We start from the raw sequence: 26,999 nt of genomic DNA, 5'->3' as shown, positions 1-26,999 counted from the left end.
TGATTAATTGGCATGAAAGATGGTGATGATATGGATAAAGAAATGAAAATACTTGCTATTGAAAGCAGTTGTGATGAAACTTCAGCTGCGGTAGTTGTCAATGGACGAAATGTACTGTCAAATATAATTTCATCTCAAATAAATATACATGAGAAATTTGGAGGGGTTGTACCTGAAGTAGCTTCTCGAAAACATATTGAGGTGATAAGTGCTGTTGTTAAAACGGCATTAGATGAGGCTGAAATAAAATTAGAAGATATAGATGCAATTGGAGTAACATATGGCCCGGGATTGGTTGGAGCACTTTTGGTAGGTCTTCAATATGCTAAAGGTTTGTCATATGCATTAAAAAAACCTCTTATTGGTGTTAATCATATAGAAGGGCATATTTGTGCTAATTTTATTGAGCATAAATATTTAAAGCCACCTTTTGTGTGTCTTGTTGTATCAGGTGGACATACATTTATTGTTTATATGAAGGATTATGGTGAATTTGAAGTATTAGGTCAAACAAGAGATGATGCAGCAGGAGAAGCATTTGATAAGGTTGCAAGAGCAATTGGGCTTGGATATCCAGGTGGACCTAAAATAGATAAAATTTCAAAGGAAGGAAATGAAAATGCTATAAAATTTCCAAAGGCAAAGTTTGATGGTGATACTTTAGATTTTTCATTTAGTGGAGTTAAGTCTGCTGTACTCAATTATTTAAACAAAATGAAAATGAAAAATATTGAAATCAATACAGCTGATGTAGCAGCATCATTTCAGAAAGCAGTAGTAGATGTTTTGGTTTACAATGCAATAAAAGCATGTAAGATGAAAAAAGTTAAAAAAATTGCCATTGCAGGTGGTGTTGCATCTAATTCATGTTTAAGAAAAACTTTGATATATGAGTGTAAAAAAGAAGGTATTGAAGTTTTATTTCCTGCACCTATATTATGTACTGATAATGCTGCTATGATAGGGAGTGCAGCTTATTACGAGTTTATAAAAGGAAGAACTGCATCGCTGGATTTAAATGCGGTACCAAACTTAAAGTTAGGTGAAAGATAGAAAATGGAGATTCCGAATTAAGTGATTTTAAAATCTGTTAATTCGAAATCTCCATATTGTTTTAAATATCAATATTTTTATTAGCTATTCTTCTATTTACAAACCTTTCTCCAAATGATTTTAGTACAGCCATTATAGGGACTCCTAAAAACATTCCAACAACTCCAAATATACCTCCACCAATTAATATGGCTAGTATTATCCAAAATGGGCTTAATCCGACCTGGCTTCCGAGTATCTTAGGACCTAAGAACCAACCATCAAATTGTTGCAATACTATTATTATTATTAAAACTGTCAAAGCTTTTAGTGGACTTGCAAATAGTATAATGAGCACAGAAGGTACTGCACCAATAATAGGACCAAAGTAAGGTATCATGTTGGTAACACCTATTATTACACTTATTAATGAAGCAAATGGAACTCTAAAAATGCTCAATATAACGAAACATAACAAACCTATTATGAGTGAATCAATGGATTTACCAATTACATACTTTGAAAATATTACATTTACTTCTCTCCCGAAATTAATAAAATTGTCTGCAGTGTCTTGTTTCAATAGTGCATATATGAGTTTTTTTAAACTTGTAACAAATTTTTCTTTATCTTTTAGCAAGTATACTGCAATTATGAAACCAAATATTACCTTTATAAAAGAAGAAGTAAAATCAATAGCTTTTGAAAATGCAGCATTTAATCCTGTATTCAAATTATTTTTAATAAAGTTAGTTGACGATTGAACAAAGGAGTTAAGTGAGTTTTGTAAATATTGAGTAATTCCTTCTGTGTTAGGTGCTTTGCTTTTAGTTAAAATATCATTGAACCAATGTTCAAGCTGAGTAGCATAAGTTGGCATAGAATCAGTAAGATCTCTTACACTATCTACTATTTTAGGAGAAATAATAGTAATTAATAGTATTATTGCTCCTGATACGATTATGTAGACTATCAAAACGCTAATAGCTCTCTTTGTTTTTAATTTTTTTTCTATAAACATCATAAGAGGATTTAACAAATAAGCTATCGCAAGACCCCAAAATACTGCACTAATATAAGAAAGTAAAACACCAAAACCATGAGTTACCACTTCAATATTGTTTATGACTTTGTAAAAAATTATTGAAATAATTATTATTGGAAGAAAATTGCCATAAGGTATTTTGAATTTATTAAACAAATTAATTTCATCCTTTCTTTTAAAATACATATACTATTTTATTAATTATACAAGAGTGTTACTCCTATTATAAGTAGGAGAGTGAAGGTTTTGTTTCAGGTGTACTAGAGTTTCAATTTTAAGTTTCAATGTTTTGCTTTAGCAAAACAAGTTTACCAATGCTTGTACAAGAAACGACACATATGTACATAAACTGATACGTAATAAGTATATCATATTGTAAATTCAGTGAATAGTGGAAAATAGATTATAAAAATAAATTTTTTATAAAACTAACATTACTAATATTATTGACAGCAAATAATAAGAATAATCATGAAATTAAAAATATGTTTTTGGTTTAAATGGTGTTAATAGCTTATAATAATTATGTAAGTTTTATATATTTTAATATTTTGAGTGGAAGTCTCCCAATTTCTATAAGTGGGAGATGGATAACACCATTTTTGAAAGGGGTCAATGCCCTTGAAAAAATGCACTCCACTTGATATAATGAAAACATAAAAGTTCTTATAAAACTGAATATATAAGGTTGTGGTAAGAAAAAGCTTTACCACGTAAAATATTCAAGTACACGTCCTGCACCAAAAGAGCGAAAACCAAGCCTTGACGTTGGTGCAGTCCGAACGATTACAATCGTCTAATACGGTGGTTTCTTGCCAAGAAATAAAACTGGTATTATATCGAGGTCGGTGCAACCTTTTTAGCTTGGGTAAACTTGGCACGTTGGTGCTATTGACCAAGAAGCTCCTACTTCAATGAAGTAAGTGGCGAGTAGTTCACGAGCAGGGTGATTCAATGAAAAAAATTAATGGTTATAAAGAAATGAGCAAAAGTGAGAAAAAAAAGTTACAAAAAGAGAAAAAATTATTTGAAGCAGCATATGAATTATTTACATTAAAAGGTATAAATAATACAGCAATAAGTGAAATTGTAAAAAGAGCTGGTGTTGCAAAAGGTACATTTTATTTATATTTTAAGGATAAGTATGATATTGTTGATTTAATAATTATCAGAAAAAGCAATGTAATTTTAAATGAAGCTATGGAGATTGTTATTAAAAGCAATGTATCTGATTTTGAAGAAAATGTTATACTTTTTGTAAATCATATTATAGAAATATTGCAAAAGGATAAAAAACTTTTGAAATTAATATATAAGAATCTCTCATGGGGATTGTTTTATAATGCATTCAAAAATATGAAGAATTATGAAAATGCAAGAAGAATAATCACATTTTTTATTGATGAATTATACACTAAAGGTATTCCAAATGATGAGGCTGAAAAAATATTGTTTATGATAGTAGAATTAACTAGTTCAGTTCTTTATAGTTCTATTATTTTGGAAGAGCCTGATACAATCGAAAATATGAAGCCATTGCTTTTTAAAACAATTAGAAAAATATTAAGAAATTAAACTTAAAAAACCGTGTTTGCGGTTTTTGTGGTTTCTTAGAAAATATTATCAATTTCATAATATTACTACATTTGCGAGTGTAAAATTGAAGCCTTTGATTCAAGTGAAGTTTACTTTGTTTACAAACTGTAAATATAAATTAACAAAATAAATATTGACCAATGGTTATTAAATGAATATAATGGTTTTGTGTTAAATGACCGTTAGTTATTAAATGACGGGTAAGGTAAAGTTTGTTATAAAAACTAATGAAATAAGCAATGATAATGATAAAAATACAGTAAGTCAAAATGAGGAACATAAAAATACTAAAAATGGTGAAGATACAAAGAAAAAAGGATTTTTCAAATGGATAAAGAGTTTATTTAGCTAAATTTTACAAGCTGTCTTAAAAGGACAGCTTGTTTTTTTGAACATTTCGAGAGAAGTGTTAATATGATATAATAATATATATGATATAAATAATATAACAAGGGGAATTTTTCATCAATTTTATAAGATTCCTACTTCTATAAGCTGGAGATTGAATTTTTGAATCAGGTGGAATAGAATTTCTACCTGACGTTTCGATATTTTGATTTGGCAAAACAAGTTTACTTTGAAAGGAGATAATTAAATGATGAAAGTTACTATAATTGGATGTTGTGGAGCATATCCAGATGCTAATAAAGCTACATCAGGCTATTTAGTAGAGACAGATAATACTAAGCTATTATTAGATTGTGGTTCAGGAGTACTTTCTTTACTGCAAAATTATATTTCGATTGAAGAGTTAGATGCGGTTATACTTTCACACTACCATGGTGATCACACAGCTGATGTACAGAGTCTTCAGTATGCAGTAGAAATATTGTCAAGAACAGGTAATAGGGAAAAGATTCTTAATATATTTGGGATAAATCAACAACCATATTTTAATAAATTGAGCTATGGCGAATATTGCAAGGCATACCAAATAAATAATAATAGTATAGTTAAAGTAGGAGATTTGAGCATCTCGTTTTCAGGTAATGTACATTCAATGCCTTGTTTATCAATGAAAATTACATATAAGGATAAATCATTTGTTTATTCTGGTGATACTGAATGGACGGATAATCTTATAGAACTTTCAAGGGGATGTGAATTTATAATATGCGAAAGCAATCTTTATAATAATCAACTTGGAAAAGTGCCAGGACATCTTACTGCAGGTGAGGCTGGTAAAATTGCAGCTCAATCTGGTGTGAAAAAATTAATTCTAACTCATTTACCTCATTATGGGAACCATAATCAACTAATAAATGAGGCAAAAGCTGAATTTGATGGAATAGTAGAATTAGCATCATCAGGCAAAATAATTTCAATTTAGAAAAAAGAATTTTAGAAAAAACAATTAAATAGTGAAGTATAAATGAGTAAATTTCAATCTATTAAGGCATTTGAAAGAAAATAACAAGTCAAAGATGCGACGTATATTTTGTGAAATACAAAGAGTTGGGTTCCGCTGATAGTGGGTTCTATCAACGGGTTCCGACGATGAAGTAGTTCGCAAAATAGACTAGCATACTGACTAGTTATTTCTTTGAAAATGCCTAAATGTAAAATAACATTTTAGTGCGATTTTCAAGCATTATATAGTACAGTAAAACAGTAAAATTCAGTATTACAAATTGAGTTATCAAGTCATTTGTAACTTATTGTAATGATTTTGATTATTTAAAGTAGTGAAATTAAATTAGTGAATAGTGAATGAGGAATAAAAATTAGTAAATAAAGATTAGTCAATAAGGATTACTCAATAGTAAAGGTTCCTTCTGAAAATAATTATTTTTCAGAAGGAATATAAAAGGAGTATGAAGAATATATAAAATAGATTGAAAATTTAAAAAATGTATAAAATAATGAAATTTAAAAATATTAAATAGTAGTGTTTATTTGATAAAAAGAGGAGGGGTTTTAATGTTCAGTAATTCTGATATTGAACAGTCTATGACAATAAGGTTGGATGATGAGCTTCCTAAGATGCCTAAATTTGTTGAAGGTATAAGAAGAGCACCTGACAGGGGATTTACATTAAGTGAAGAGGAGGCAAAACTTGCATTAAAAAATGCTCTTAGATACATTCCGGAAAGGTATCATAAACAACTAATACCTGAATTTATGGAAGAGCTAAAGACTAGAGGAAGGATATATGGATATAGATTCAGACCTGAAGGAAGAATATATGGTAAACCAATTGATGAATACAAGGGTAATTGTATTGAAGGAAAAGCATTTCAAGTTATGATAGACAATAATCTTGATTTTGACATTGCACTTTACCCATATGAACTTGTTACGTATGGTGAAACAGGTCAAGTTTGCCAAAATTGGATGCAGTATAGATTAATAAAAAAATATTTGGAAGTATTAACAAGAGATCAGACTCTTGTAATACAATCTGGTCATCCACTAGGGTTATTTAGATCAAATCCTAATGCACCAAGAGTTATCATAACAAATGGTTTGATGGTTGGATTATTTGATAATCAAAAAGAATGGCATAGGGCAATGCAACTTGGAGTATCAAACTATGGACAGATGACTGCCGGTGGTTGGATGTATATAGGACCACAGGGAATTGTTCATGGTACATTCAATACACTACTCAATGCAGGAAGATTGAGACTAGGAGTTGCAAAGGATGGTGACTTGAGAGGAAAATTGTTTGTAACTTCAGGATTAGGAGGAATGAGCGGAGCACAGCCTAAAGCTGTTGAAATAGCAAATGGTGTAGGAATAATTGCAGAAGTTGATTACTCAAGAATCCAGACAAGATTAGAGCAGGGATGGGTAAATAAGGTTTCATCTGATTTTAAAGAGATATTTGATTGGGCAAATGATGCAATAGAAAATAAGAGAGCTCTATCAATTGCTTATCATGGCAATATAGTAGATTTGCTTCAATATATAGTTGAAAATAACATACATGTTGATTTATTATCAGATCAAACATCCTGTCATGCACAATATGATGGAGGATATTGTCCTCAAGGATTAACATTTGATGAAAGAACAAAAATGTTAAATGAAAACAGAGAGCAATTTAAAGAATTAGTAGATAAATCACTTAGAAAGCATTATGAACTTATTAAAACGTTAACAGAAAGAGGAACTTATTTCTTTGATTATGGAAATTCTTTCATGAAAGCTGTGTATGATGCAGGTGTCAAAGAGATAGCTAAAAATGGTATAGATGAAAAAGATGGATTTATATTCCCATCATATGTTGAGGATATAATGGGACCGATGCTTTTTGACTATGGATATGGTCCATTCAGATGGGTATGTTTGAGTGGAAAACATGAAGATTTAATAAAGACAGACCATGCGGCAATGGAATGTATAAATCCAAATAGAAGAGGACAAGACAGAGATAACTATATTTGGATAAGAGATGCAGAGAAGAATCAAATGGTCGTTGGTACACAGGCTAGGATATTATATCAAGATGCTGAGGGAAGAATGAAAATAGCACTTAAATTTAATGAAATGGTTAGAAAAGGAGAAATAGGTCCTGTAATGCTTGGCAGGGATCATCATGATGTAAGTGGTACTGATTCGCCATTTAGAGAAACATCTAACATTAAAGATGGAAGTAATATAATGGCTGATATGGCTACTCACTGCTTTGCAGGTAATGCAGCAAGAGGAATGAGCCTTATTGCACTTCATAATGGAGGCGGCGTAGGCATAGGTAAAGCTATAAATGGTGGATTTGGATTAGTTTTAGATGGAAGTCATAGAGTTGACGAAATAATAAAATCGGCAATATCATGGGATGTTATGAGTGGTGTTGCAAGACGTGCTTGGGCAAGATGTGAACATTCAATTGAAACAAGTATTGAATTCAATAAGAAATATAATGGAACTGACCATATTACAATACCATATATTGTAGATGAAAAATTGCTGTAAAAATTTAGGCTGCACCTCAGGGGAAGAACCAAAAATTGGTTCTTCCCCTGAGGTGCTATTTTTGTCAAAATTTAAAGGAAAATATCAAAGTATGGAGAATATTAATATAATAAGAATAGGGTATTTCTGAGTGTTAATGATTAAAGACAAAAAAGAAAAGGAGATGATAATGAATGAAAATTAAAAGAAGCAATTCAATGAATATGAGAAAAAAATTAATATTAATATTCATATGTGTACTTATGTTTCCAATTTTGATAATAGGAATTATAAGCAATGTTTACATAAGAGAAAAACTTAGAGACGATTTTGTTAAATCTAGCGAAAAACAAATTATATTGGCTGATAAATCGATTAATGCTTATTTTGAATCGATAAAAGAAAATGTAAAATTTATGGCTAATGATTTGATGATAAAAAAAGCTGATTATACCATAACCAAATATGTAAACAAAACTAGAGAAGAAGACTTAAAAATGACACCATCTTTAAATGGGGGCATTGAACAAGGAATTTATGAGAGATTTTTACTATATGCTAAAACTCATCCTAGAACTGCGTACGTGTATCTTGGATTAGAAAATGGAGGATATATTCAGTGGCCTGAGGAAACTATACTTAAAAATTATGATCCTAGAAAAAGACCTTATTATATTGCTGGTATGAAAAATAAAGGTAATGTTACAATAACCGAACCATATTATTGGGAACCAATTCAATCAGCGGTTATAAGTACCGTTACAACTGTAAAGGATGAATCGGGCAATATAATCGGTGTTTTAGGAATTGATGCAAATTTAAAAGGGATAACGGAAATGATAAAAAATATTAAAATAGGAGATTCAGGATATCTTATTTTGACAGATAGTAAAGGAAAGATTATAGCGGATGCTAAAGATTCTAATTTGAATTTTAAGGATATATCCGAATTAAAAGTTAATAGTTTTAATAACCTAAAGAATATAAAGAATGATAATTTTGAAATAAGTTTAGATAATAAGAAATATATTGCAAATATAGTTACTTCACCACAAACAAATTGGAAGTATATAGCACTTATACCTTATTCAGAAGTGATGAGAACTGCTAATAATATTAGGAATATTATTATAGTTTTATCTTTAATAAGTATTGTCATATCTATTTTAGTTGCCTATATTTTTTCTAATAGGATATCAAAACCACTAGAAAATACTGCGAATTACCTACAAATTATTGAGTCAGGGGATTTTACACATAATATCCCAGAAATTATTTTGAAAAGAAAAGATGAAATAGGTAAATTGGTAGGTTCAGTGGATAGTATGAAAACAAATATTGCAAGTCTCATAAAAGGTGTTAAAGATACAACAGGCACGGTCAAAGAGACTTCAGATTTCTTGATGAAAATGGCAAATGATACAGAAATCATGACTAGAGATATATCTCAAGCAATAGAACAAATTGCATTAAGCGCAACAGATCAGGCAAATAGTTTAGAAGTTGGAGTGATAAAAACAAATGAATTAGCTGATCAAATTATTATGGTGAAAGAATCAACAAATGAAATTGAAAAGATATCAAATAGCAATAGTGAACTTAGCGAAAAAGGATTGAGTGTATTAAGCAGTTTAATATCAAAATCTAATGAAGTAAAAGATTATTCGAATAAAATAAATGAAATGGTAACGGATATGAGTAATATGTCCAATAAAATAGGAACGATAACAGAAACAATTTGGGAAATAGCCGAGCAAACGAATTTATTATCATTGAATGCTGCAATAGAAGCAGCTAGAGCAGGTGAACAGGGTAAAGGATTTGCTGTTGTAGCAAATGAGGTTAAAAAATTAGCTGAGGAATCTTCAAATGCAGCTAAGGATATAAAGAAATTAATTGAATCAATGCAAATTCAGGTAAGTGACATAGTATCAACTGTTCAAAATACTAATATTATAATTGCTGATCAAGATAGAGTTGTTAATGATACTGAAAACATATTTGAAGATATTACTACTCATATAAACATGTTAAAATTGAAGATAGAGGAAGTTAAGGGTAGTTATGATGAAATGGAAGAAAAGAAAGAGAAACTTGTAGAAGTAATTGAAAATATATCAGCCATTTCAGAAGAAACGGCAGCATCTGCCGAGGAAGTTTCAGCATCTGCATCTGAACAAAAGAGGGTAATAGAACAAGTATCATCATATTCAGAGAATTTAAATAAGCTATCAGAAAACCTTCAAGAAAAAGTAAATTATTTTAAAATTTAGGTTTCACCTCAGAGGAAGAACCAATTTTTGGTTCTTCCTCTGAGGTGCAGCCATTATTTTCCTTTCATATAAATATTAATAAGCTCGTCTAATTGAGTACTTATTTCAAGAATTTCATTACAAGTTAGGTTAGAATCATGATCTTCAATTAGCTTGTCCAATATTTTCTTTAAATCATTTATTTGGGTACTTACTAAATTGATATTCAAAGTATTTTTTTGAATCACCCCCATCTAATAAATTCAATTAATAGAATTTTTAAGTAATTCATATAATTATTATATAATAATTATTATCAAAATTCAACACAAATTGTAAATTTTCAGAAAAAAGTGTTGCATTTGAAATTTTTAAATATTATAATTATTGATGAAGGATGTCCTTGTTTAGGGAAGTACTTCTGTTAAATAATTAACGAAATATAGTGTTGTATACATAAATAGAGGAGCAGGTAAGTGGGTAGCTTTTAAATGTTAAGAAAAAGAGCTTTCGATTTTAAAAGTGAAGGGTTTATCTGCCGAAAGAATGTATCAGCTCTTTTGGTATGTTCTTGGGGGTTGAGTAGACTGGCTCAATCACTGCCGTGAAATATTTAATTTTATGGAGCGCTATTTATGTGATGAGAAGATTTTCATTGCATAATAGTTCCATGAATGATTAAGGATTATATGCACTGAAAGTTTTCTTTCAGTGCTTTTTTACGTTCAAATTATAAAAATATTAAAGAAAAGTTTATTATTTAAAAATAAAATACGGAGGAGAATTATTATGAAACCTATGAAATCAATGATAAGAGTGAGAATGAGCTTACATGATGCACACTATGGAGGAAATTTAGTGGATGGAGCTAAAATGCTTCAATTATTTGGAGATGTAGCTACTGAACTATTGATTATGCATGATGGTGATGAGGGTTTATTCAGAGCTTATGAAAATGTTGAGTTTTTAGCACCAGTTTATGCTGGGGATTTTATTGAAGCTGTTGGGGAAATAGTCGAAGTAGGTAATACTTCACGAAAAATGGTATTTGAAGCTAGAAAGGTAATAGTTCCTAGACCAGAAATCAATGATTCTGCAGCAGATGTTTTGCCAGAACCAATTGTGGTTTGTAGAGCTAACGGAGTTTGTGTTGTACCTAAGGACAAGCAACGTAAAAATAATAACATATAACATAAGTTTGATATTTATGCATTTAATTTGGGGGTGAATAAAATGGAAAAATTAATTATAACTGCTGCTATTTGTGGAGCTGAGGTAACTAAGGAGCACAATGCTGCTGTACCTTATACTGTTGAGGAAATTGGTAGAGAGGCAGAACTTGCATACAAAGCTGGAGCAAGCATAATACATCTTCATGTAAGAGAGGATGATGGTACTCCAACACAAAGCAAGGAAAGATTCAAGGCATGTATGGAAGAAATTAAAAAAAGGTGTCCAGATGTAATAATACAACCTTCTACTGGTGGAGCAGTTGGAATGAGCAACGAGGAAAGGCTTCAACCAACAGAACTAAGACCAGAAATGGCTACTTTAGATTGTGGTACATGTAATTTTGGTGGGGACGATATATTTGTAAATACTGAAAATACTATAAAAGAATTTGGAACAAGAATGATTGAATTGAATATCAAACCAGAAATTGAAGTATTCGACAAAGGTATGGTTGATATGGCAATTAGAATGAATAAAAAAGGATTCATAAAATCACCTATGCATTTTAATTTTGTTATGGGTGTAAACGGAGGAATATCAGCTTCTCCACGTGATTTAGTATTTATGGCAGGTAGTATTCCACAAGGAAGTACATTTACAGTATCAGGAATAGGAAGGCATCAATTTCCAATGGCTACTATGGCAATTTTGCTTGGGGGACATGTAAGAGTTGGATTTGAAGATAACGTATATATTTCAAAAGGAGTTTTGGCAAAATCAAATGCGGAACTTGTCGAAAAAGTAGTAAGAATAGCTAAAGAATTGGGGAGAGAAATAGCAACACCAAAAGAAGCAAGAGAAATACTATCAATCAGATAATGGAAAACCTTTAATTAGAGAATAGTGAATAAGGAATAGTGAATAGTATAGGTGGAAATTGCTACGCAATTTCTTCAAATAAAATTACTAGTTGGTCAGTTTGCTAGTGGGCTAGTGTCCAGATAATGTTGAAATTGTTACACGATTTCCTTAATAAAGAGTGCTAGTTGACCAGTTTGCTAGTGGCTAGTTGATGTTGAAATAGTTATATGATTTCTTAAATGCAATATAAAAACATTTGGTGATTATAAATATATACTTTTCAAGTTGTAAATCTGTACTAGCCGTCTAGCCGACCGGCAAACTTGCTTCATTTCTAGCACCTAAAACAGGTACTGGTATACAAATGGTAAATCTGTACTGGGGACTAGGGACTAGGGATTTGGGATTAGATAAGCTGGAGACTGGAGACTAAACAAAAGTTACTAATCGCCAATCACCAGTCGCCAAAGCAGATTGTGACTTTGATAGATATTAGTGCCTAGAATCTTATTCTTAAATAGATGCTAGTTTGCAAGTTACAAATCTGTATAATTGACTAGAGACTAGAGACTAGAGACTAGAGACTAGAGACTAGAGAGTGGAGACTGGAGACTAAACAAAAGTTAATAATCGCCAATCACCAGTCACCAAAGCAAATTGTGACTTAGCTAGAGATTAGCACCGAGCACCTGATTTCTAGTACCTGATAAGATGCTAGTTTTCAAGTTACAAATCTGTATAGTTGACTGGAGACTAGAGACTAGAGACTGGAGACTAGAGACTAAACAAAAGTTAATAATCGCCAATCACCAGTCACCAAAGCAGATTGTGACTTAGCTAGAGATTAGCACCGAGCACCTGATTTCTAGTACCTAGTACCTGAGCAGATACTGGTATACAGATGTCAAATTTGTATTAGCAGACTAGCCGACTAGCAACCTAGCACCTTGTTTAAACTCCTTGTACCTAGTACCTTTAATTTGGGACTAGCGACTAGTGACTGGAGATTAAACAGAAGTTGCTACTCAATAGGAAAGATTGTGATTTTGATGGCGACTAGAGATTGGAGACTGAAGATTAGATTTTGGGGATTATAATTATAAATTTAAATATATAAAAATTAATTAGGGGGTAATCAAAAATGTCAAAAGGATGTAAATATGGTACACATAGGGTTATAGAACCAAAGGGGGTTTTACCACAGCCGGCATTAAAAATCGACAATGACATGAACATATACGACAATGAAATATTAATTGATGTACAGTCTTTAAACATTGATTCAGCGAGCTTTACACAAATAGAAGAAGAAGCAGGACATGATGTTGAAAAAATAAAAGCTAAAATTGCATCTATAGTTAGTGAAAGAGGCAAACAACAAAATCCTGTAACAGGTTCAGGTGGTATGTTAATAGGTACAGTGGAGAAGATAGGAAAAGATTTAGAAGGAAAAATTGACTTAAAAGTAGGGGATAAAATAGCTACATTGGTTTCATTGTCATTGACTCCATTAAGAATTGACGAATTTATAGATGTAAAAATGGATATTGATAGGGTTGATATAAAAGGAAAAGCTATATTATTTGAAAGTGGTATATATGCTAAATTGCCAGAGGATATGTCAGAACCACTTGCATTAGCTGCATTGGATGTTGCTGGTGCACCAGCTCAGGTTGCAAAATTGGTTAAGCCTGGTGATACAGTATTGATACTCGGTGCAGGTGGAAAATCAGGATTGCTTTGTGTATATGAAGCTGTTAAAAGAGTAGGGCCAACAGGAAAAGTATTGGCAAATGTAAGAAGCGATAGGGCAGAGTCAAGGGTTAGAAGATTAAACTTACCAGTTGAAATAGTTAGAGCAGACGCTACTAAACCTATGGATGTTTTAAATGAAACACTTAAGGCTACATCAGGAAAGGAAGTCGATATAGCTATTAACTGTGTAAATATACCAAATACAGAGATGTCTTCTATACTTCCTGTTAGAGATGATGGAGTAGTGTACTTCTTCTCAATGGCTACAAGCTTTACTAAAGCAGCTTTAGGAGCAGAAGGAATAGGAAAAGATGTTACTATGATAATAGGTAACGGATACACTAAGGGACATGCAAAAATAACATTAGAAGAATTAAGGGAAAGCAAAGAATTAAGAGATATTTTTGAAGAATTATACGTATAAGTTTTGAGTATATGCAAGTACATGTAAGTATAATTAAGTGTATTTAAGTATATGAAAGTACATGCAAGTACATTAAAGTATATTAAAGTATATTAAAGTGTATTTAAGTGTATTAAAATGTATGTAAATATATGAAACTATATTCAAGTACAAGAAAGTACAAGAAAGTACATCAAAGTACATGCAAGTATATTAAAGTATATTAAAGTATATTAAAGTGTATTTAAGTGTATTTAAGTGTATTAAAATGTATGTAAATATATGAAACTATATTCAAGTACAAGAAAGTACAAGAAAGTACATCAAAGTACATGCAAGTACATTAAAGTATATGCAAGTATATGAAAGTACATGAAAGTATATGAAAGTATATGTGAGTACATGCAAGCATAAGTATAAAAAATAATTCTTATTTTCAGAATATAAATGCTGATGAGTTCTCACGAAAAAATGCATCATGTACATCATGTAGAGGTTTTTATAGAGCATGTAGAGTTTTTTATCTAAATCAAGTACAAGAAGTTACTGCGACAGAATGCGACATTGCGACAGAAAGAGTTTTTTATGGAGTATGTAGAGAGCTTCATAGCGAATATTAATACAAAATATAAGTGCAATTAAATATAAATATTGAATATATATTACGACTTGAAGAAGAATTACATGTATTGAAGAAGAATTCAACTAAAAACTTCATTACTGCTGGTATTGTACCTGAGGAAGAATTACATGCACTATTATAAATTTATTTAATTATAGACTAAATATTAGGCAGTAATATGGGGGTTTACTCCATATTACTGTGTTAAGGCATTAAGGCATTTTCAAAAAAATAACTAGTCAGTATGCTAGTCTATTTTGACTTGTTATACTTGCAAAGTTTTTAAAATCGCATAATTCTCTAAACAAAAATACGAATTTTATAACTTGATAAGTATATTTTGTTTCAAATGCTTAAAACAACATTCGAAAGGGGTTATTATTGTGAAAGTTAATAGAAGACATGAAATATTTAAAGATGTAACTGATGAGCAGTGGAACGATTGGAGATGGCAAGTAAAAAACAGAATAACTACAGTTGAGGAATTGAAAAAATATTTGCCATTAACTCAAGAAGAAGAAGAAGGAGCAATAAAATGCCTTCAGACACTAAGAATGGCTATTACTCCATATTATTTATCATTAATTGATGCAAACGATCCACACGATCCAATAAGAAAACAAGCTGTACCAACAGCACTAGAATTACATAAGTCAAGTGCAGATCTTTTGGATCCACTTCATGAAGATACTGATTCACCAGTACCAGGATTAACTCACAGATACCCAGATAGAGTTTTATTCTTGATTACAGATCAATGTTCAATGTATTGCAGACATTGTACAAGGAGAAGATTTGCAGGACAAAATGATTCAGGTATGCCAATGGACAGAATTGAAAAATGCATTGAATACATAAGAAATACCCCACAAGTCAGAGATGTATTGCTATCAGGGGGAGATGCTCTACTGGTTTCAGATGATAGACTTGAATATATCATCAAAAAGCTAAGAGAAATTCCACACGTTGAAATAATAAGAATAGGCTCAAGAGCACCAGTTGTACTTCCACAGAGAATTACTCCTGAATTATGCAATATGCTAAAGAAATATCATCCTATTTGGTTGAACACACACTTCAATCATCCAAATGAAATAACAGAAGAATCAGCAGCTGCTTGTGCGAGACTCGCAGATGCAGGAATTCCACTCGGGAACCAATCAGTTCTTCTAAGGGGAGTAAATGATTGTGTACATGTTATGAAGAAATTGGTAAATGAATTGGTTAAAATAAGAGTAAGACCATACTATATTTATCAATGTGACCTTTCAATGGGACTTGAACATTTCAGAACTCCAGTTGCAAAAGGAATTGAAATAATTGAAGGATTGAGGGGACATACTTCTGGATTCTGCGTACCAACATTTGTTGTTGATGCACCTGGTGGTGGAGGAAAAACTCCTGTTATGCCAAATTATGTTATATCACAAAGCCACAATAAAGTTATATTGAGAAACTTTGAAGGTGTTATAACTACTTACACTGAACCAGAAAACTACACACCAGATTGTCACTGTGAAGTTTGTAGAGGGGAAAAAGAAGTTAAAAAAGTTGGGGTAGCTGGACTACTTAATGGACAACATATGGCATTAGAACCTGTTGGACTTGAGAGAAATAAAAGGCATCATGAATAATAACAAAAATAATAACAAAATTAAAATTAACAATAGAATTTTGGATTTACTTGCAGGTTATAAAAGCGTATCAATAATAGGAATGGCTAAGAATGCAGGTAAAACAACAACATTAAATCATGTAATAAAAGAGGCTAGGGGAAAATTGGCTCTTGGCCTCACTTCCATCGGAAGAGATGGTGAAGAACTAGACAGGGTCACAGCTACTGAAAAACCAAAAATATATGTTGAAAAAGGAACATTTATAGCAACGGCTAAGCAATGCTTATTTAATTCAGATATTACAAAAGAAATAATTCAAACAACGGGTATAAATACTCCTATGGGTGAAATTATTATAGCACGAGCTTTAAGTGATGGTTTTGTTGACATAGGGGGACCTTCAGTTAGCACCCAAATAATAGGTATATGTGAATACTTAAAAAAAATAGGGTGTGAGCTAGTTATAGTAGATGGTGCCTTGAGCAGAAAGAGCTTTGCATCACCAGCAGTAACAGAGGCAACAATACTTTCGACAGGAGCTGCATACTCTAAAAGCATGAATGATGTAATAAATAGTACGGTTCATACAGTGAATTTACTGACTACTGAAAGTGAAAATGACACAGAAATAGTAAAACTGAGCAATAAGTTAATTAAAGAAAGTAGAATTTCAGTAATAGGCAAAGATAGAAGCATAAAAAAATTAAATGTGCTTACTGCATTAGAAGCAGCTTCGGAGATTACTGAGAATTTAGATGAGCAATCAGAGTATGTTGTAATAAAGGGTGTTATTTCTGATAAACTTTTACTTGATATAATGAAATCTTCTGATAAGTATAAAAATGTTACCTTTTTAGCTGAAGACGGAACAAAACTCTTTGTAAATAGTGATACATTGTTTAGATTTAAAAAACAGGGCGGAATATTAAAGGTAATAAATCCGATAAATATTGCTTGTGTTACATGTAATCCAATGTCTCCTTATGGATATGAATTTAATGTGAACAAATTTTTAGGAGAACTGAGAAACAGATTGGACATACCTGTTTTTGACGTTGTTGGAGGGGAATAATAATGAAATTTTTAGAAAATGAACAGAGAGAACAAATTGGATTTTCCTTCGTAATGGAGAAAACAGATGTAATTACTGCATATGGAATGAAGGAAAAAAAAGATATTAAACCCTTCAAGATAACAGAGAAGGAAAAACTGCTTTTGGAATTTGAAAGCATTCAAAAAATGGTTGAAAGCATAAATAAGAACAAGCTTTTGCATAAAGAACTTGAAAGAATTCTTATGAAATTTAAGGATATATCAAATTCTATAAAAAGATGTAAAAAGCATGAAATATTAGATGAAGTAGAATTATTTGAAATAAAAAACTTTGCTCTTAGAGTTGAAGAACTGTTAAATGTAATGAATGATATTGATTTGGATATTGAAGAAATAAAACTGTATGATTTGAATGAAATTGTTTCTCTACTGGATCCGGAAGGTAAGCGAATTTCTATATTTTACATATATGATAATTATTCAGATAGATTAAAAAACATCAGACAGCAAAAAAAGGAAATTGAAAATAAAATATTCAAAGAGACAGATGAACATACCATTGAAAGATTGAAAGAGGAAAGATTAAACTACGTTACATTAGAGGAACAAGAAGAAATTGAAATCAAAAAACAATTATCTATTAGCATATTGGAAAGCATAGATAAAATAGAAAATGATACAAAAATTATCGGAAGAATTGATATATTAAATGCAAAAGCTAATTTGGCTATAAAGTATAATGCTAAAAAGCCTAAAATTGTGGATAATATGTATATAAAATTAGTTGATGCGTTCAATCCAGAAGTGGTAGAAATATTAAACAAGAAGAAGAAAAAATTTACTCCCGTAGGAATTGAACTAAGAAATGGTACAACTATTATTACAGGGGCTAATATGGGAGGAAAAACTGTAACTCTTAAAACAATTGTATTAAATTTATTGTTGTCACAATGTGGATTCTTTGTATTCGCAGAAGAAGCGGTTTTTCCAATGTTAGATTTTATATATTTCATTTCTGATGATATGCAGAGCATTTCAAAAGGACTAAGTACTTTTGGAGCAGAAATAATAAATTTAAAGCAGGTTGTCGAATGTATAAAAAGAGGAAATGGATTCATTGCACTTGACGAATTTGCAAGAGGAACTAATCCAAAAGAAGGATACTATATTGTAAAGTCTCTTGCAGAATATTTGAATAAATTTGATTCTATTAGTTTGATTTCTACACATTATGATGGAATAGCAAAAAAAGGTATGGATCATTATCAGGTTATAGGACTAAAAAATTTAGATTTTGAAGCTTTAAAGCACAAAATAGATCTAAATAAAAGGCATTCAGTTGAGATAATTCAAGAGCATATGAATTATAAACTCGAAAAGGTTTATGATAAATATGAAGTGCCTAAGGATGCGCTTAATATATCTATATTATTGGGACTGGAAAGCGAAATCGTTGATATAGCAAAGAAATACTACTACAAGGAGGAAAAACATGAAGAGTAAATTAAATCTTAACTGGGAAGTTGTTGATAGAGCAAGAGAAAGTGCTAGGAAAATAGCTGAAGATACTCAAGTATTTATTGATAGGCATACAACAGTGACTGTCGAAAGAACTGTTTGTAGGCTATTGGGAATTGATGATGTAGATGAATTTGGAGTACCTCTTCCTAATGTAGTTGTTGATAATATAAAAAAGGGAAATGGTTTAGGAATAGGTGCAGCAAAATTCATAGGGAATGCAATGATTGAAACTGGGCTTAATCCACAAGAAATAGCTGAAAAAGTTTCAAAAGGAGAAATTGATTTAACAAAACTTCCAATGCATGATGAATTTGAAATCAAGATGGCTATAAATAAAATAGCAACTGAAATGGTAAATAAAATAAAGGCTAACAGAAAGGTGAGAGAAGATTATCTTGCTGAATTTGGTGATAAAAAAGGTCCTTATCTTTACTTGATTGTTGCAACAGGAAATATATATGAGGATATAACGCAGGCTGTAGCAGCGGCAAAACAAGGCGCTGATGTAATTGCTGTTATAAGGACTACAGGGCAAAGTTTGCTTGATTATGTTCCATATGGTGCAACAACAGAAGGATTCGGGGGAACAATGGCTACACAAGAAAACTTCAGACTTATGAGAAAGGCATTAGATGAAGTAGGAGAAGAGCTAGGAAGATATATAAGATTGTGTAATTACTGTTCTGGATTATGTATGCCTGAAATAGCAGCAATGGGAGCTATTGAAAGACTAGATGTAATGCTTAATGATGCATTATATGGAATATTATTTAGAGATATAAATATGCAGAGAACACTAGTCGATCAGTATTTTTCAAGAGTAATAAATGGATTTGCTGGCGTAATAATAAACACAGGGGAAGACAATTACTTAACAACATCAGATGCTATTGAAGAAGCACATACAGTGTTGGCGTCACAATTTATAAATGAGCAATTTGCATTATTTGCAGGACTTCCAGAAGAACAACAAGGATTAGGCCATGCATTTGAAATGAATCCAGAAACAGAAAATGGATTTTTACTTGAATTAGCACAGGCACAGATGGCTAGAGAAATATTCCCTAAGGCACCATTAAAATACATGCCTCCAACTAAATTTATGACAGGGAATATTTTTAGGGGACATGTTCAAGATGCTTTATTTAATATGGTAACAGTTTTGACAAATCAAAGAATATGTTTGCTCGGTATGTTGACTGAAGCTATTCATACACCATTTATGTCTGATAGAGCATTATCAATAGAAAATGCTAGATATATCTTTAATAATATGAAGGATTTAGGAGACGAGATTTCATTCAAAGAAGGTGGAATAATACAAAAGAGAGCAGATGAAGTACTTAATAAGGCTGCAGACTTGCTTTGTGAAATTGAAAAAGAAGGATTATTTAAAACACTTGAACAGGGTAAATTTGCAGGAATAAGACGACCTATAGATGGAGGAAAAGGTTTAGACGGAGTTGTAGAAAAAGAAAATGGCTACTTTAATCCATTTATTGAATTAATGCTTGGAGGTGACAGATAGTGAGCGGCGGATTATATTCTACAGAAAAAAAGGATTTTGATAGAACACTTGACCTTACTAAGATTAAACCTTATGGTGACACAATGAATGATGGTAAGATGCAGTTAAGCTTTACTCTTCCAGTACTAGATGATGAAAGAGGGGAGGAGGCTGCAAAGCAACTTGCAAAGAAAATGGGATTAGAAGCACCAAATGTAGCGTATCATGGTGCATTAGATAAAGAATTTACTTTTTATGTTGTATATGGTTCAGTTACACACACAGTTAATTATGAAGAAATTCATGTTGAAACAGTAGATGTTGAAACAATGAATATGGATGAAGTTGGAAAATATATTGAAGAAAACATAAAAAGAGATATTGTAATAATAGGAGCAAGTACAGGAACAGATGCTCATACAGTTGGTATAGATGCTATAATGAACATGAAAGGATATGCTGGTCATTATGGACTTGAAAGATTTAAACATATAAGAGCATATAACTTAGGAAGTCAGGTTGAAAATGAGGAATTTGTTAAAAAAGCTATTGAATTGAATGCTGATGTATTACTAGTATCACAAACAGTTACTCAAAAGGATATACACATTAAAAACCTTACCAATTTAGTTGAAATATTAGAAGCAGAAGGTATAAGAGATAAGGTTGTTTTAATATGTGGAGGACCAAGAATATCACATGAACTTGCAAAAGAACTTGGATATGATGCAGGTTTTGGACCAGGTAAATATTCAGATGATGTTGCTACATTTGCAGTAACTGAAATAGTTCAAAGAGGATTGATAGATAGAAAACCTTTAAGTGAAAATTAATTAAAATAAAAGCAACTTTAATGCAGCATGATTGCAAATCATAATTTGTGATTATGCTGCATATTTTTTATTAAGGCATTTTCAAAAAATAACTAGTAAGTATGCTAGTCTATTTTGTGCCATACTGTGTCGTCAGAACTCGTTGATAGCTCTATTATCTTGCTCATTTAAAGTTTGGTGCTGTTTTTAAGCATTAGGCATTTTCAAAAAAATAACTAGTCAGTATGCTAGCCTATTTTGCGAGCTACTTCATCGTTGGAACCCGTTGATAGAACCTACTATCAGCGGAACCCAACTCTTTGTATTTCACAAAATATACGTCGCATCTTTGACTTGTTATTTTCTTTCAAATGACTTACAGTACATGAAAATAATAAAATTTAGTATTAAAAATGGAATTGTTAACTTGTTTAAAAAAATTAAATATTATAGAGGAGTTGATGTGTTGAAAATATACAATATTGATTCAAAGGAAAAAGAAAGCATAAATGGTAATACAGTCAATAAAGTGTTCAAAATATATAAGATTGGCTCAAAAGGAGCAAATGTAAAAGAAATACAAGCAACATTAAACAAATTAGGATTATATGAAGGTGACATTGATGGAATATTTGGTGTAAAAACTGAAGATGGCATAAAAAAACTGCAGAAACTCTCTAAAGTGCTTCCTACCGGAGTAGTTGATTATTATACTAGTGAAGTACTCGAAAAATTCATTTTAGGACATGATACTTCAATGGATATTGTAAATACAAATATAGACTATACCTATGAAATAATGAAAAAGAACATAAAAGGATTAAAGATAAGATATCCATTTATAGAAGTAGGGAGCATAGGCAAGAGCATTTTAGGAAAAGAATTGTACTATATAAAGTTAGGTAATGGAGAAAATAAAGTATTTTATAATGGAGCACACCATGCAATTGAATGGATTACATCACTTCTATTGATGAAATTTGTAGAAAATTATTTGAAAGCATATATAAAAGGAGAAAAAATATTAAATTATGATGTTAATGAAATTTGGAGTAAGAGTTCAATATATATTGTGCCAATGGTAAATCCAGATGGCGTAGATTTAGTTATAGATGGACTCAAAGAAAATAATTTATATTATTATGATTTAATAAAATGGAATAAAGGAAATACTGATTTTTCAAAAAAGTGGAGTGCTAACATAAGAGGTGTTGATTTGAATCATAATTATGATGCTTCATGGGCGAAAGGAAAGATGGCAGAAAAAGAATACGGAATATATGGTCCAGGTCCTACAAGGTATTCAGGAATTTATCCAGAATCAGAACCAGAGACCAAAGCAGTAGCTGATTTTACTAGAAAAAATGATTTTAAAATTGTTATTGCATATCACAGTCAAGGAGAGGTAATATATTGGGATTATATGAATATGGCATCAAAAAGAGCAAAAGAAATAGGAGAATTATTTTCAAGGCTTAGTGGATATGAATTGGAAGAAGCACATGGAATGACTTCTTATTCAGGATACAAGGATTGGTTTATAGAAAAATTCAAAAGACCAGGGTATACAATTGAAATAGGTAAGGGTATAAATCCTCTACCAACAACAAAATTTACTAAAATTTATAATGATAATATAAGGATTTTGCTTGAGGGGGCAGTATTAAATTAGTGCCAATAATAGTAACTCCGATACTTCTACTTGTAGTGCTAACAGTCTAGGGCAGTATTAAATTAATAGCAATAACAGAACAATAGGGAAGGCTATACTGTTTCCTCAATTGCTTATAAACATGGTTCATGCAGGCAATAACAGAACAATAGGGAAGGCTATACTAGCTCTTCCCATTCATTGTAAAGTTTTTGAAGTTTGGTTTCACATTCACTTATCTTGTTATTTACTGAAATGCTTTTTTCTGGATTTGAATAAATTTCTTCTAAGCACAATTTATTATGAAGTTCTTCTATATATGCCTCTAATTCGGCTATGTCATTCTCGAGATTTTTAACTTGAAGTTTTTTGTTTTTTTCGAGTTTTTCTAACTCTCTTTTCTTTTTCTTCTCCAATTTTATTTGAGTTTTAGTCTTACCTTCCAGTACTTCTTCTGCTTCATACCTATGTGGTCGTTTCTTTTTATCGATATAATACGAATAATTACCCAAATATTCTTTCATACCATATCTAGTTAATTCGAATATTTTACCAATAATCTTATTTAAAAAATATCTATCATGAGAAATAACGAGTACAGTCCCATCATAATTTAATAAAGCTTCTTCTAATGCTTCACGTGACATAATATCGAGATGATTAGTAGGCTCATCGAGCAACAAAAAATTCGATTTTGAAAGCATTAATTTCAAAAGATTAATTCTACATTTTTCCCCACCGCTAAGAGAATTTATTTTTTTGAATATGTCATCACCTAAGAATAAAAATGACGCTAATGCACTTCTTACCGATGATTCATTCATTTTAGGAAAGTCATCCCATACTTCATCTAAAATAGTCTTATCAGGATTTAAATTAGATTGTTCTTGATCATAGTAGCCAATAAACACATTTTTACCTAGTATTTTGATTCCATTGTCTGATGGTATTTTGTCCATTATGATGTTAAATAATGTTGTTTTACCTATACCATTTTCACCAATTAATGCTATTCTGTCTCCTCTTTTAACATCTATATTAACATCGGTAAATAATGTATTGCTACCAAAACTCTTTGAGAGATTTTCTATATGAAGTACATCATTTCCAGATTGAATTTGTGTTTCAAATGAAAAACTTTTAATTTTATACTCTTTATCAGGTGCATCAATTCTCTCTACTTTATCCAGACTTTTTTGTCTGCTTTCAGCGGCTCTTATGCTTTTTTCTCTATTAAAGGATTTAAATCTTTTAATTATTTCTTCCTGTCTTTTTATTTCTTTTTGTTGTAGAGTATATGCTTTTAATTGAATATCAAAGTTTTTCTTTTTGAGGTCAATGTACTTTGTATAGTTTCCATTGTATATTTCTATCCTACCATTTATGAGTTCCAATGTTTTATTAGTTACAGCATCCAAAAAATATCTATCATGTGATATTGCTATTATTGTTCCTTTGTAAGCTTTTAAGTATTCTTCTAACCATTCAATAGCATTAATATCAAGATGATTTGTTGGCTCGTCTAATAAAAGTATACTAGGTTTAACGAGAAGTAGCTTACAGAGTGCAGCTCTTGTCTTTAAACCGCCGCTCAAAATATTTATAGGCTTATCAAAATCATTTTCTGTAAATCCTAATCCTTTAAGTACTCTAGATATTTCAGCTTTATAAGTATATCCTCCATTCATCTCATAAGTATCGCACACTTTTGTGTAATCACTTATTATTTTATTGTGGTAATCTTTATTGGATTCATCATAAGGTTCATTCATTTTAGCTTCTAGAAGCTTCATTTTTTTTTCTAATTCCAGTAAGTTTCTAAAAACCAATAACATTTCATCATATATTGTATTATCAGATTGAAGATTAAGGTGTTGAGATAGGTATCCTAATTTTTTGCTTTTATCTATATAAATATCTCCACTATCGTAATCTAGTTCACCTTTCAATATTTTAAACAAAGTAGATTTACCAGCACCATTTGCACCTACAAAGCCTAATTTATCTCCTTCATTTACATTAAATGTTATATTATTCAAAACGACATTGATTCCATAAGATTTTTTTACATTTTTGCAACTTAAAACTATCATTAATATCACCTTCTTATAAGTTAAATAAAATCAGTGCGCTATGTTTATTATACAAAATATGTTTACTTTTTTGAAGTTAAATAGTAAAATGATATAAAATAGCGTAATATATGTTGAAAAGAGGTGTAGATTATGAGCAGGAAAAAATCAAATATTTCTATGGCAGTAGTTAAAAGATTACCTAAATATCATAGATATCTAAGAGAACTTCTTTTAAAGGATGTAGATAAAATTTCATCGAAAGATTTAAGTAAGAGAATAGGATTTACAGCATCTCAAATAAGACAGGATTTGAATTGTTTCGGAGATTTTGGGCAACAGGGATATGGATATAATGTAGCTGATTTGTATGAGGAAATTGGCAAGATACTAGGATTAAATCAAGAATATAAAATGGTTATAGTAGGTGCTGGTAATATAGGTCAAGCGGTTGCAAATTACATTAATTTTGAGAAGTTAGGATTTAAAATATATGCTTTATTTGATAAAAATCCCAAATTAATAGGATTAAAGATAAGGGATATAGAAATCCAAGATATTGATAATTTAGAAACGTTTGTAAAAGAAAACAATATAGATATAGGCATAATATGTGTACCTAAGTCATATGCTCAAGATGTTTGTGATAAATTAGTATCAAATGGTGTAAAAGGTATATGGAATTTTGCACCTGTTGATTTAAAAGTAGATGAAGATATTGTTGTTGAAAATGTTCATTTAAGCGAAAGTTTGCTTACGCTTAGCTGTTTAATGAATGGTTGTGAAAGTTAAAATACTGACGTAAATGTCAGTATTGACAGAAAACACAAAATATTTTTAAATTATTTATTTTAATCAATTGAAATACAATTTAATAAGTTATATAATGATAATTGGAGCTGATGCTTCAATTATTTTTTACATAAAAAGTGTTATAAAATTAACAAACTGAATGATTTATACAATTCATAAGGGGGTAGGAACTATGGATTTTCAATTGACAAGAGAGCAGGAATATGTGAGACAGATGGTAAGAGAATTTGCCGAAAATGAAGTAAAGCCAATAGCAGCAGAGATTGATGAGACAGAAAGGTTTCCTATAGAAACAGTAAAGAAGATGGCTAAATACAATATGATGGGCATACCATTTCCAGTAGAATATGGTGGCGCTGGTGGAGATAATTTGTCATACATTATTGCTGTTGAAGAATTATCAAAGGTTTGTGGTACAACAGGTGTAATTTTATCTGCACATACTTCATTGGGTGCAGGTGTTATAGCTCAATTTGGTACTGAAGAACAAAAAAGAAAATATTTAGTTCCTTTGGCGAAAGGTGAAAAACTTGGTGCGTTTGGATTGACTGAGCCTAATGCCGGAACAGATGCTGCAGCACAGCAAACAACAGCAGTGCTTGAAGGAGATCATTATGTATTGAATGGTCAGAAGATATTCATTACAAATGGTGGAGCTGCTGATGTTTTCTGTGTTTTTGCTATGACCGATAAAAGTAAAGGATTGAAAGGAATATCATGCTTTATAGTTGAAAAGGGATTTAAAGGTTTTTCAATAGGTAAAGTTGAAGATAAGATGGGGATTAGAGCTTCATCGACAACTGAATTGATTTTCGAAGATTGCATAGTTCCAAAGGAAAATTTAGTTGGAAAAGAAGGACAAGGATTTAAGATTGCAATGAAAACTCTTGATGGAGGAAGAATAGGAATTGCTGCTCAGGCACTTGGTATTGCAGAAGGAGCATTTAATGAAGCTGTAGAGTATATGAAAGAAAGAAAACAATTCGGTAAAAGCCTAACAAGATTCCAAGGACTTCAATGGATGATTGCAGATATGGATACAAAAATTGAAGCTGCAAGATACTTGGTTTATAAGGCTGCATTTAACAAAGATAATGGACTTCCATATTCAGTAGAGGCTGCAAGAGCAAAATTGTTTGCTGCTGAAACAGCTATGGAAGTTACGACTAAAGCAGTTCAAATATTCGGTGGATATGGATATACTAAAGATTATCCAGTTGAAAGAATGATGAGAGATGCAAAGATAACAGAGATTTATGAAGGAACATCTCAAGTTCAAAAGATGGTAATTGCAGGTAGTGCATTAAGATAGGAGGAG

Annotated in this window: 20 protein-coding genes and 1 riboswitch; of the genes, 17 read left to right on the top strand and 3 right to left on the bottom strand. The window is 31.0% G+C overall.

Annotation, left to right across the window (positions count from 1 at the left end; translation table 11 throughout):
- The first annotated feature begins 30 nt into the window (after positions 1-30).
- The gene (gene tsaD / locus CLTEP_RS07120) at positions 31-1,053 is read left to right on the top strand and encodes a tRNA (adenosine(37)-N6)-threonylcarbamoyltransferase complex transferase subunit TsaD (RefSeq protein ID WP_066824738.1); all 1,023 of its coding nucleotides are present in this window, start codon (positions 31-33) and stop codon (positions 1,051-1,053) included.
- A 61-nt stretch (positions 1,054-1,114) separates the two neighbouring features.
- Here tsaD and CLTEP_RS07115 read toward each other — a convergent pair whose 3' ends face one another.
- Entirely contained in the window at positions 1,115-2,233 is a 1,119-nt protein-coding gene (locus tag CLTEP_RS07115; RefSeq protein WP_242863885.1) for an AI-2E family transporter, read from the bottom strand.
- Positions 2,234-3,031: 798 nt separating this feature from the next.
- Between CLTEP_RS07115 and CLTEP_RS07110 the strand changes: the two genes are divergently transcribed.
- From CLTEP_RS07110 to CLTEP_RS07095, 5 genes are all read left to right on the top strand, one after another.
- Positions 3,032-3,652, top strand: a complete 621-nt coding sequence (locus CLTEP_RS07110; RefSeq protein ID WP_066824689.1) for a TetR/AcrR family transcriptional regulator — start codon at positions 3,032-3,034, stop codon at positions 3,650-3,652.
- Positions 3,653-3,866: 214 nt separating this feature from the next.
- Entirely contained in the window at positions 3,867-4,025 is a 159-nt protein-coding gene (locus CLTEP_RS14860; protein ID WP_161938356.1) for a hypothetical protein, read from the top strand.
- Between the two features lie 243 nt (positions 4,026-4,268).
- On the top strand, positions 4,269-5,003 hold the full coding sequence (locus CLTEP_RS07105; protein ID WP_242863884.1) for an MBL fold metallo-hydrolase: 735 nt from the start codon (positions 4,269-4,271) through the stop codon (positions 5,001-5,003).
- A 590-nt stretch (positions 5,004-5,593) separates the two neighbouring features.
- Positions 5,594-7,591, top strand: a complete 1,998-nt coding sequence (locus CLTEP_RS07100) for a urocanate hydratase (RefSeq protein WP_066824686.1) — start codon at positions 5,594-5,596, stop codon at positions 7,589-7,591.
- A gap of 173 nt (positions 7,592-7,764) precedes the next feature.
- Positions 7,765-9,843 (top strand): methyl-accepting chemotaxis protein, encoded by a 2,079-nt coding sequence (locus CLTEP_RS07095; protein WP_066824683.1) that lies wholly within the window; start codon positions 7,765-7,767, stop codon positions 9,841-9,843.
- Between the two features lie 53 nt (positions 9,844-9,896).
- On the opposite strand, the gene CLTEP_RS15585 is transcribed toward CLTEP_RS07095, so the two are convergent.
- A complete protein-coding gene (locus CLTEP_RS15585; protein ID WP_084364738.1) occupies positions 9,897-10,076 on the bottom strand; it encodes an aspartyl-phosphate phosphatase Spo0E family protein in 180 nt (59 codons plus the stop codon).
- Between the two features lie 199 nt (positions 10,077-10,275).
- A riboswitch (Lysine riboswitch) is annotated at positions 10,276-10,462 on the top strand.
- A 158-nt stretch (positions 10,463-10,620) separates the two neighbouring features.
- Between CLTEP_RS15585 and kal the strand changes: the two genes are divergently transcribed.
- The 9 genes from kal (at position 10,621) to CLTEP_RS07050 (ending at position 22,817) form a co-directional block, all read left to right on the top strand.
- On the top strand, positions 10,621-11,013 hold the full coding sequence (gene kal, locus CLTEP_RS07090; RefSeq protein ID WP_066824733.1) for a 3-aminobutyryl-CoA ammonia lyase: 393 nt from the start codon (positions 10,621-10,623) through the stop codon (positions 11,011-11,013).
- A 42-nt stretch (positions 11,014-11,055) separates the two neighbouring features.
- Positions 11,056-11,874, top strand: a complete 819-nt coding sequence (gene kce / locus CLTEP_RS07085) for a 3-keto-5-aminohexanoate cleavage enzyme (protein ID WP_066824680.1) — start codon at positions 11,056-11,058, stop codon at positions 11,872-11,874.
- A gap of 1,123 nt (positions 11,875-12,997) precedes the next feature.
- The gene (gene kdd, locus CLTEP_RS07080) at positions 12,998-14,035 is read left to right on the top strand and encodes an L-erythro-3,5-diaminohexanoate dehydrogenase (RefSeq protein WP_066824677.1); all 1,038 of its coding nucleotides are present in this window, start codon (positions 12,998-13,000) and stop codon (positions 14,033-14,035) included.
- 984 nt (positions 14,036-15,019) lie between these two features.
- Positions 15,020-16,270 (top strand): lysine 2,3-aminomutase, encoded by a 1,251-nt coding sequence (gene kamA / locus CLTEP_RS07075; RefSeq protein WP_066824672.1) that lies wholly within the window; start codon positions 15,020-15,022, stop codon positions 16,268-16,270.
- Entirely contained in the window at positions 16,263-17,324 is a 1,062-nt protein-coding gene (gene kamB, locus CLTEP_RS07070) for a lysine 5,6-aminomutase reactivase subunit KamB (protein ID WP_084364736.1), read from the top strand. Before kamA ends, kamB begins: the two co-directional genes overlap by 8 nt.
- A 2-nt stretch (positions 17,325-17,326) precedes the next feature.
- Positions 17,327-18,808, top strand: coding sequence for a lysine 5,6-aminomutase reactivase ATPase KamC (gene kamC / locus CLTEP_RS07065; protein ID WP_066824670.1), 1,482 nt, complete (start codon positions 17,327-17,329; stop codon positions 18,806-18,808).
- Positions 18,798-20,354: a lysine 5,6-aminomutase subunit alpha gene (kamD, locus tag CLTEP_RS07060; protein WP_066824667.1), complete on the top strand. Its 1,557-nt coding sequence runs from the start codon at positions 18,798-18,800 to the stop codon at positions 20,352-20,354. Before kamC ends, kamD begins: the two co-directional genes overlap by 11 nt.
- A complete protein-coding gene (gene kamE, locus CLTEP_RS07055; RefSeq protein WP_066824664.1) occupies positions 20,354-21,166 on the top strand; it encodes a lysine 5,6-aminomutase subunit beta in 813 nt (270 codons plus the stop codon). Before kamD ends, kamE begins: the two co-directional genes overlap by 1 nt.
- Positions 21,167-21,674: 508 nt before the next feature.
- On the top strand, positions 21,675-22,817 hold the full coding sequence (locus CLTEP_RS07050) for a M14 family zinc carboxypeptidase (RefSeq protein WP_066824728.1): 1,143 nt from the start codon (positions 21,675-21,677) through the stop codon (positions 22,815-22,817).
- 158 nt (positions 22,818-22,975) lie between these two features.
- Here the strand turns inward: CLTEP_RS07050 and CLTEP_RS07045 are convergent, their stop codons facing one another.
- Positions 22,976-24,889, bottom strand: coding sequence for an ABC-F family ATP-binding cassette domain-containing protein (locus tag CLTEP_RS07045; RefSeq protein ID WP_066824663.1), 1,914 nt, complete (start codon positions 24,887-24,889; stop codon positions 22,976-22,978).
- A gap of 132 nt (positions 24,890-25,021) precedes the next feature.
- Here CLTEP_RS07045 and CLTEP_RS07040 point away from each other — a divergent pair, with 132 nt between their 5' ends.
- The gene (locus tag CLTEP_RS07040; RefSeq protein WP_066824662.1) at positions 25,022-25,660 is read left to right on the top strand and encodes a redox-sensing transcriptional repressor Rex; all 639 of its coding nucleotides are present in this window, start codon (positions 25,022-25,024) and stop codon (positions 25,658-25,660) included.
- Positions 25,661-25,853: 193 nt separating this feature from the next.
- Complete coding sequence (locus CLTEP_RS07035; RefSeq protein WP_066824661.1) at positions 25,854-26,993, top strand: acyl-CoA dehydrogenase; 1,140 nt, start codon at positions 25,854-25,856, stop codon at positions 26,991-26,993.
- The last annotated feature ends 6 nt before the right edge of the window (positions 26,994-26,999 follow it).

This window comes from Clostridium tepidiprofundi DSM 19306 (assembly GCF_001594005.1).
Lineage (GTDB): Bacteria > Bacillota > Clostridia > Clostridiales > Clostridiaceae > Clostridium_AC > Clostridium_AC tepidiprofundi.
Note: the sequence above shows the minus strand (reverse complement) of the source record. Positions and strands in the feature narration are given on the sequence as shown.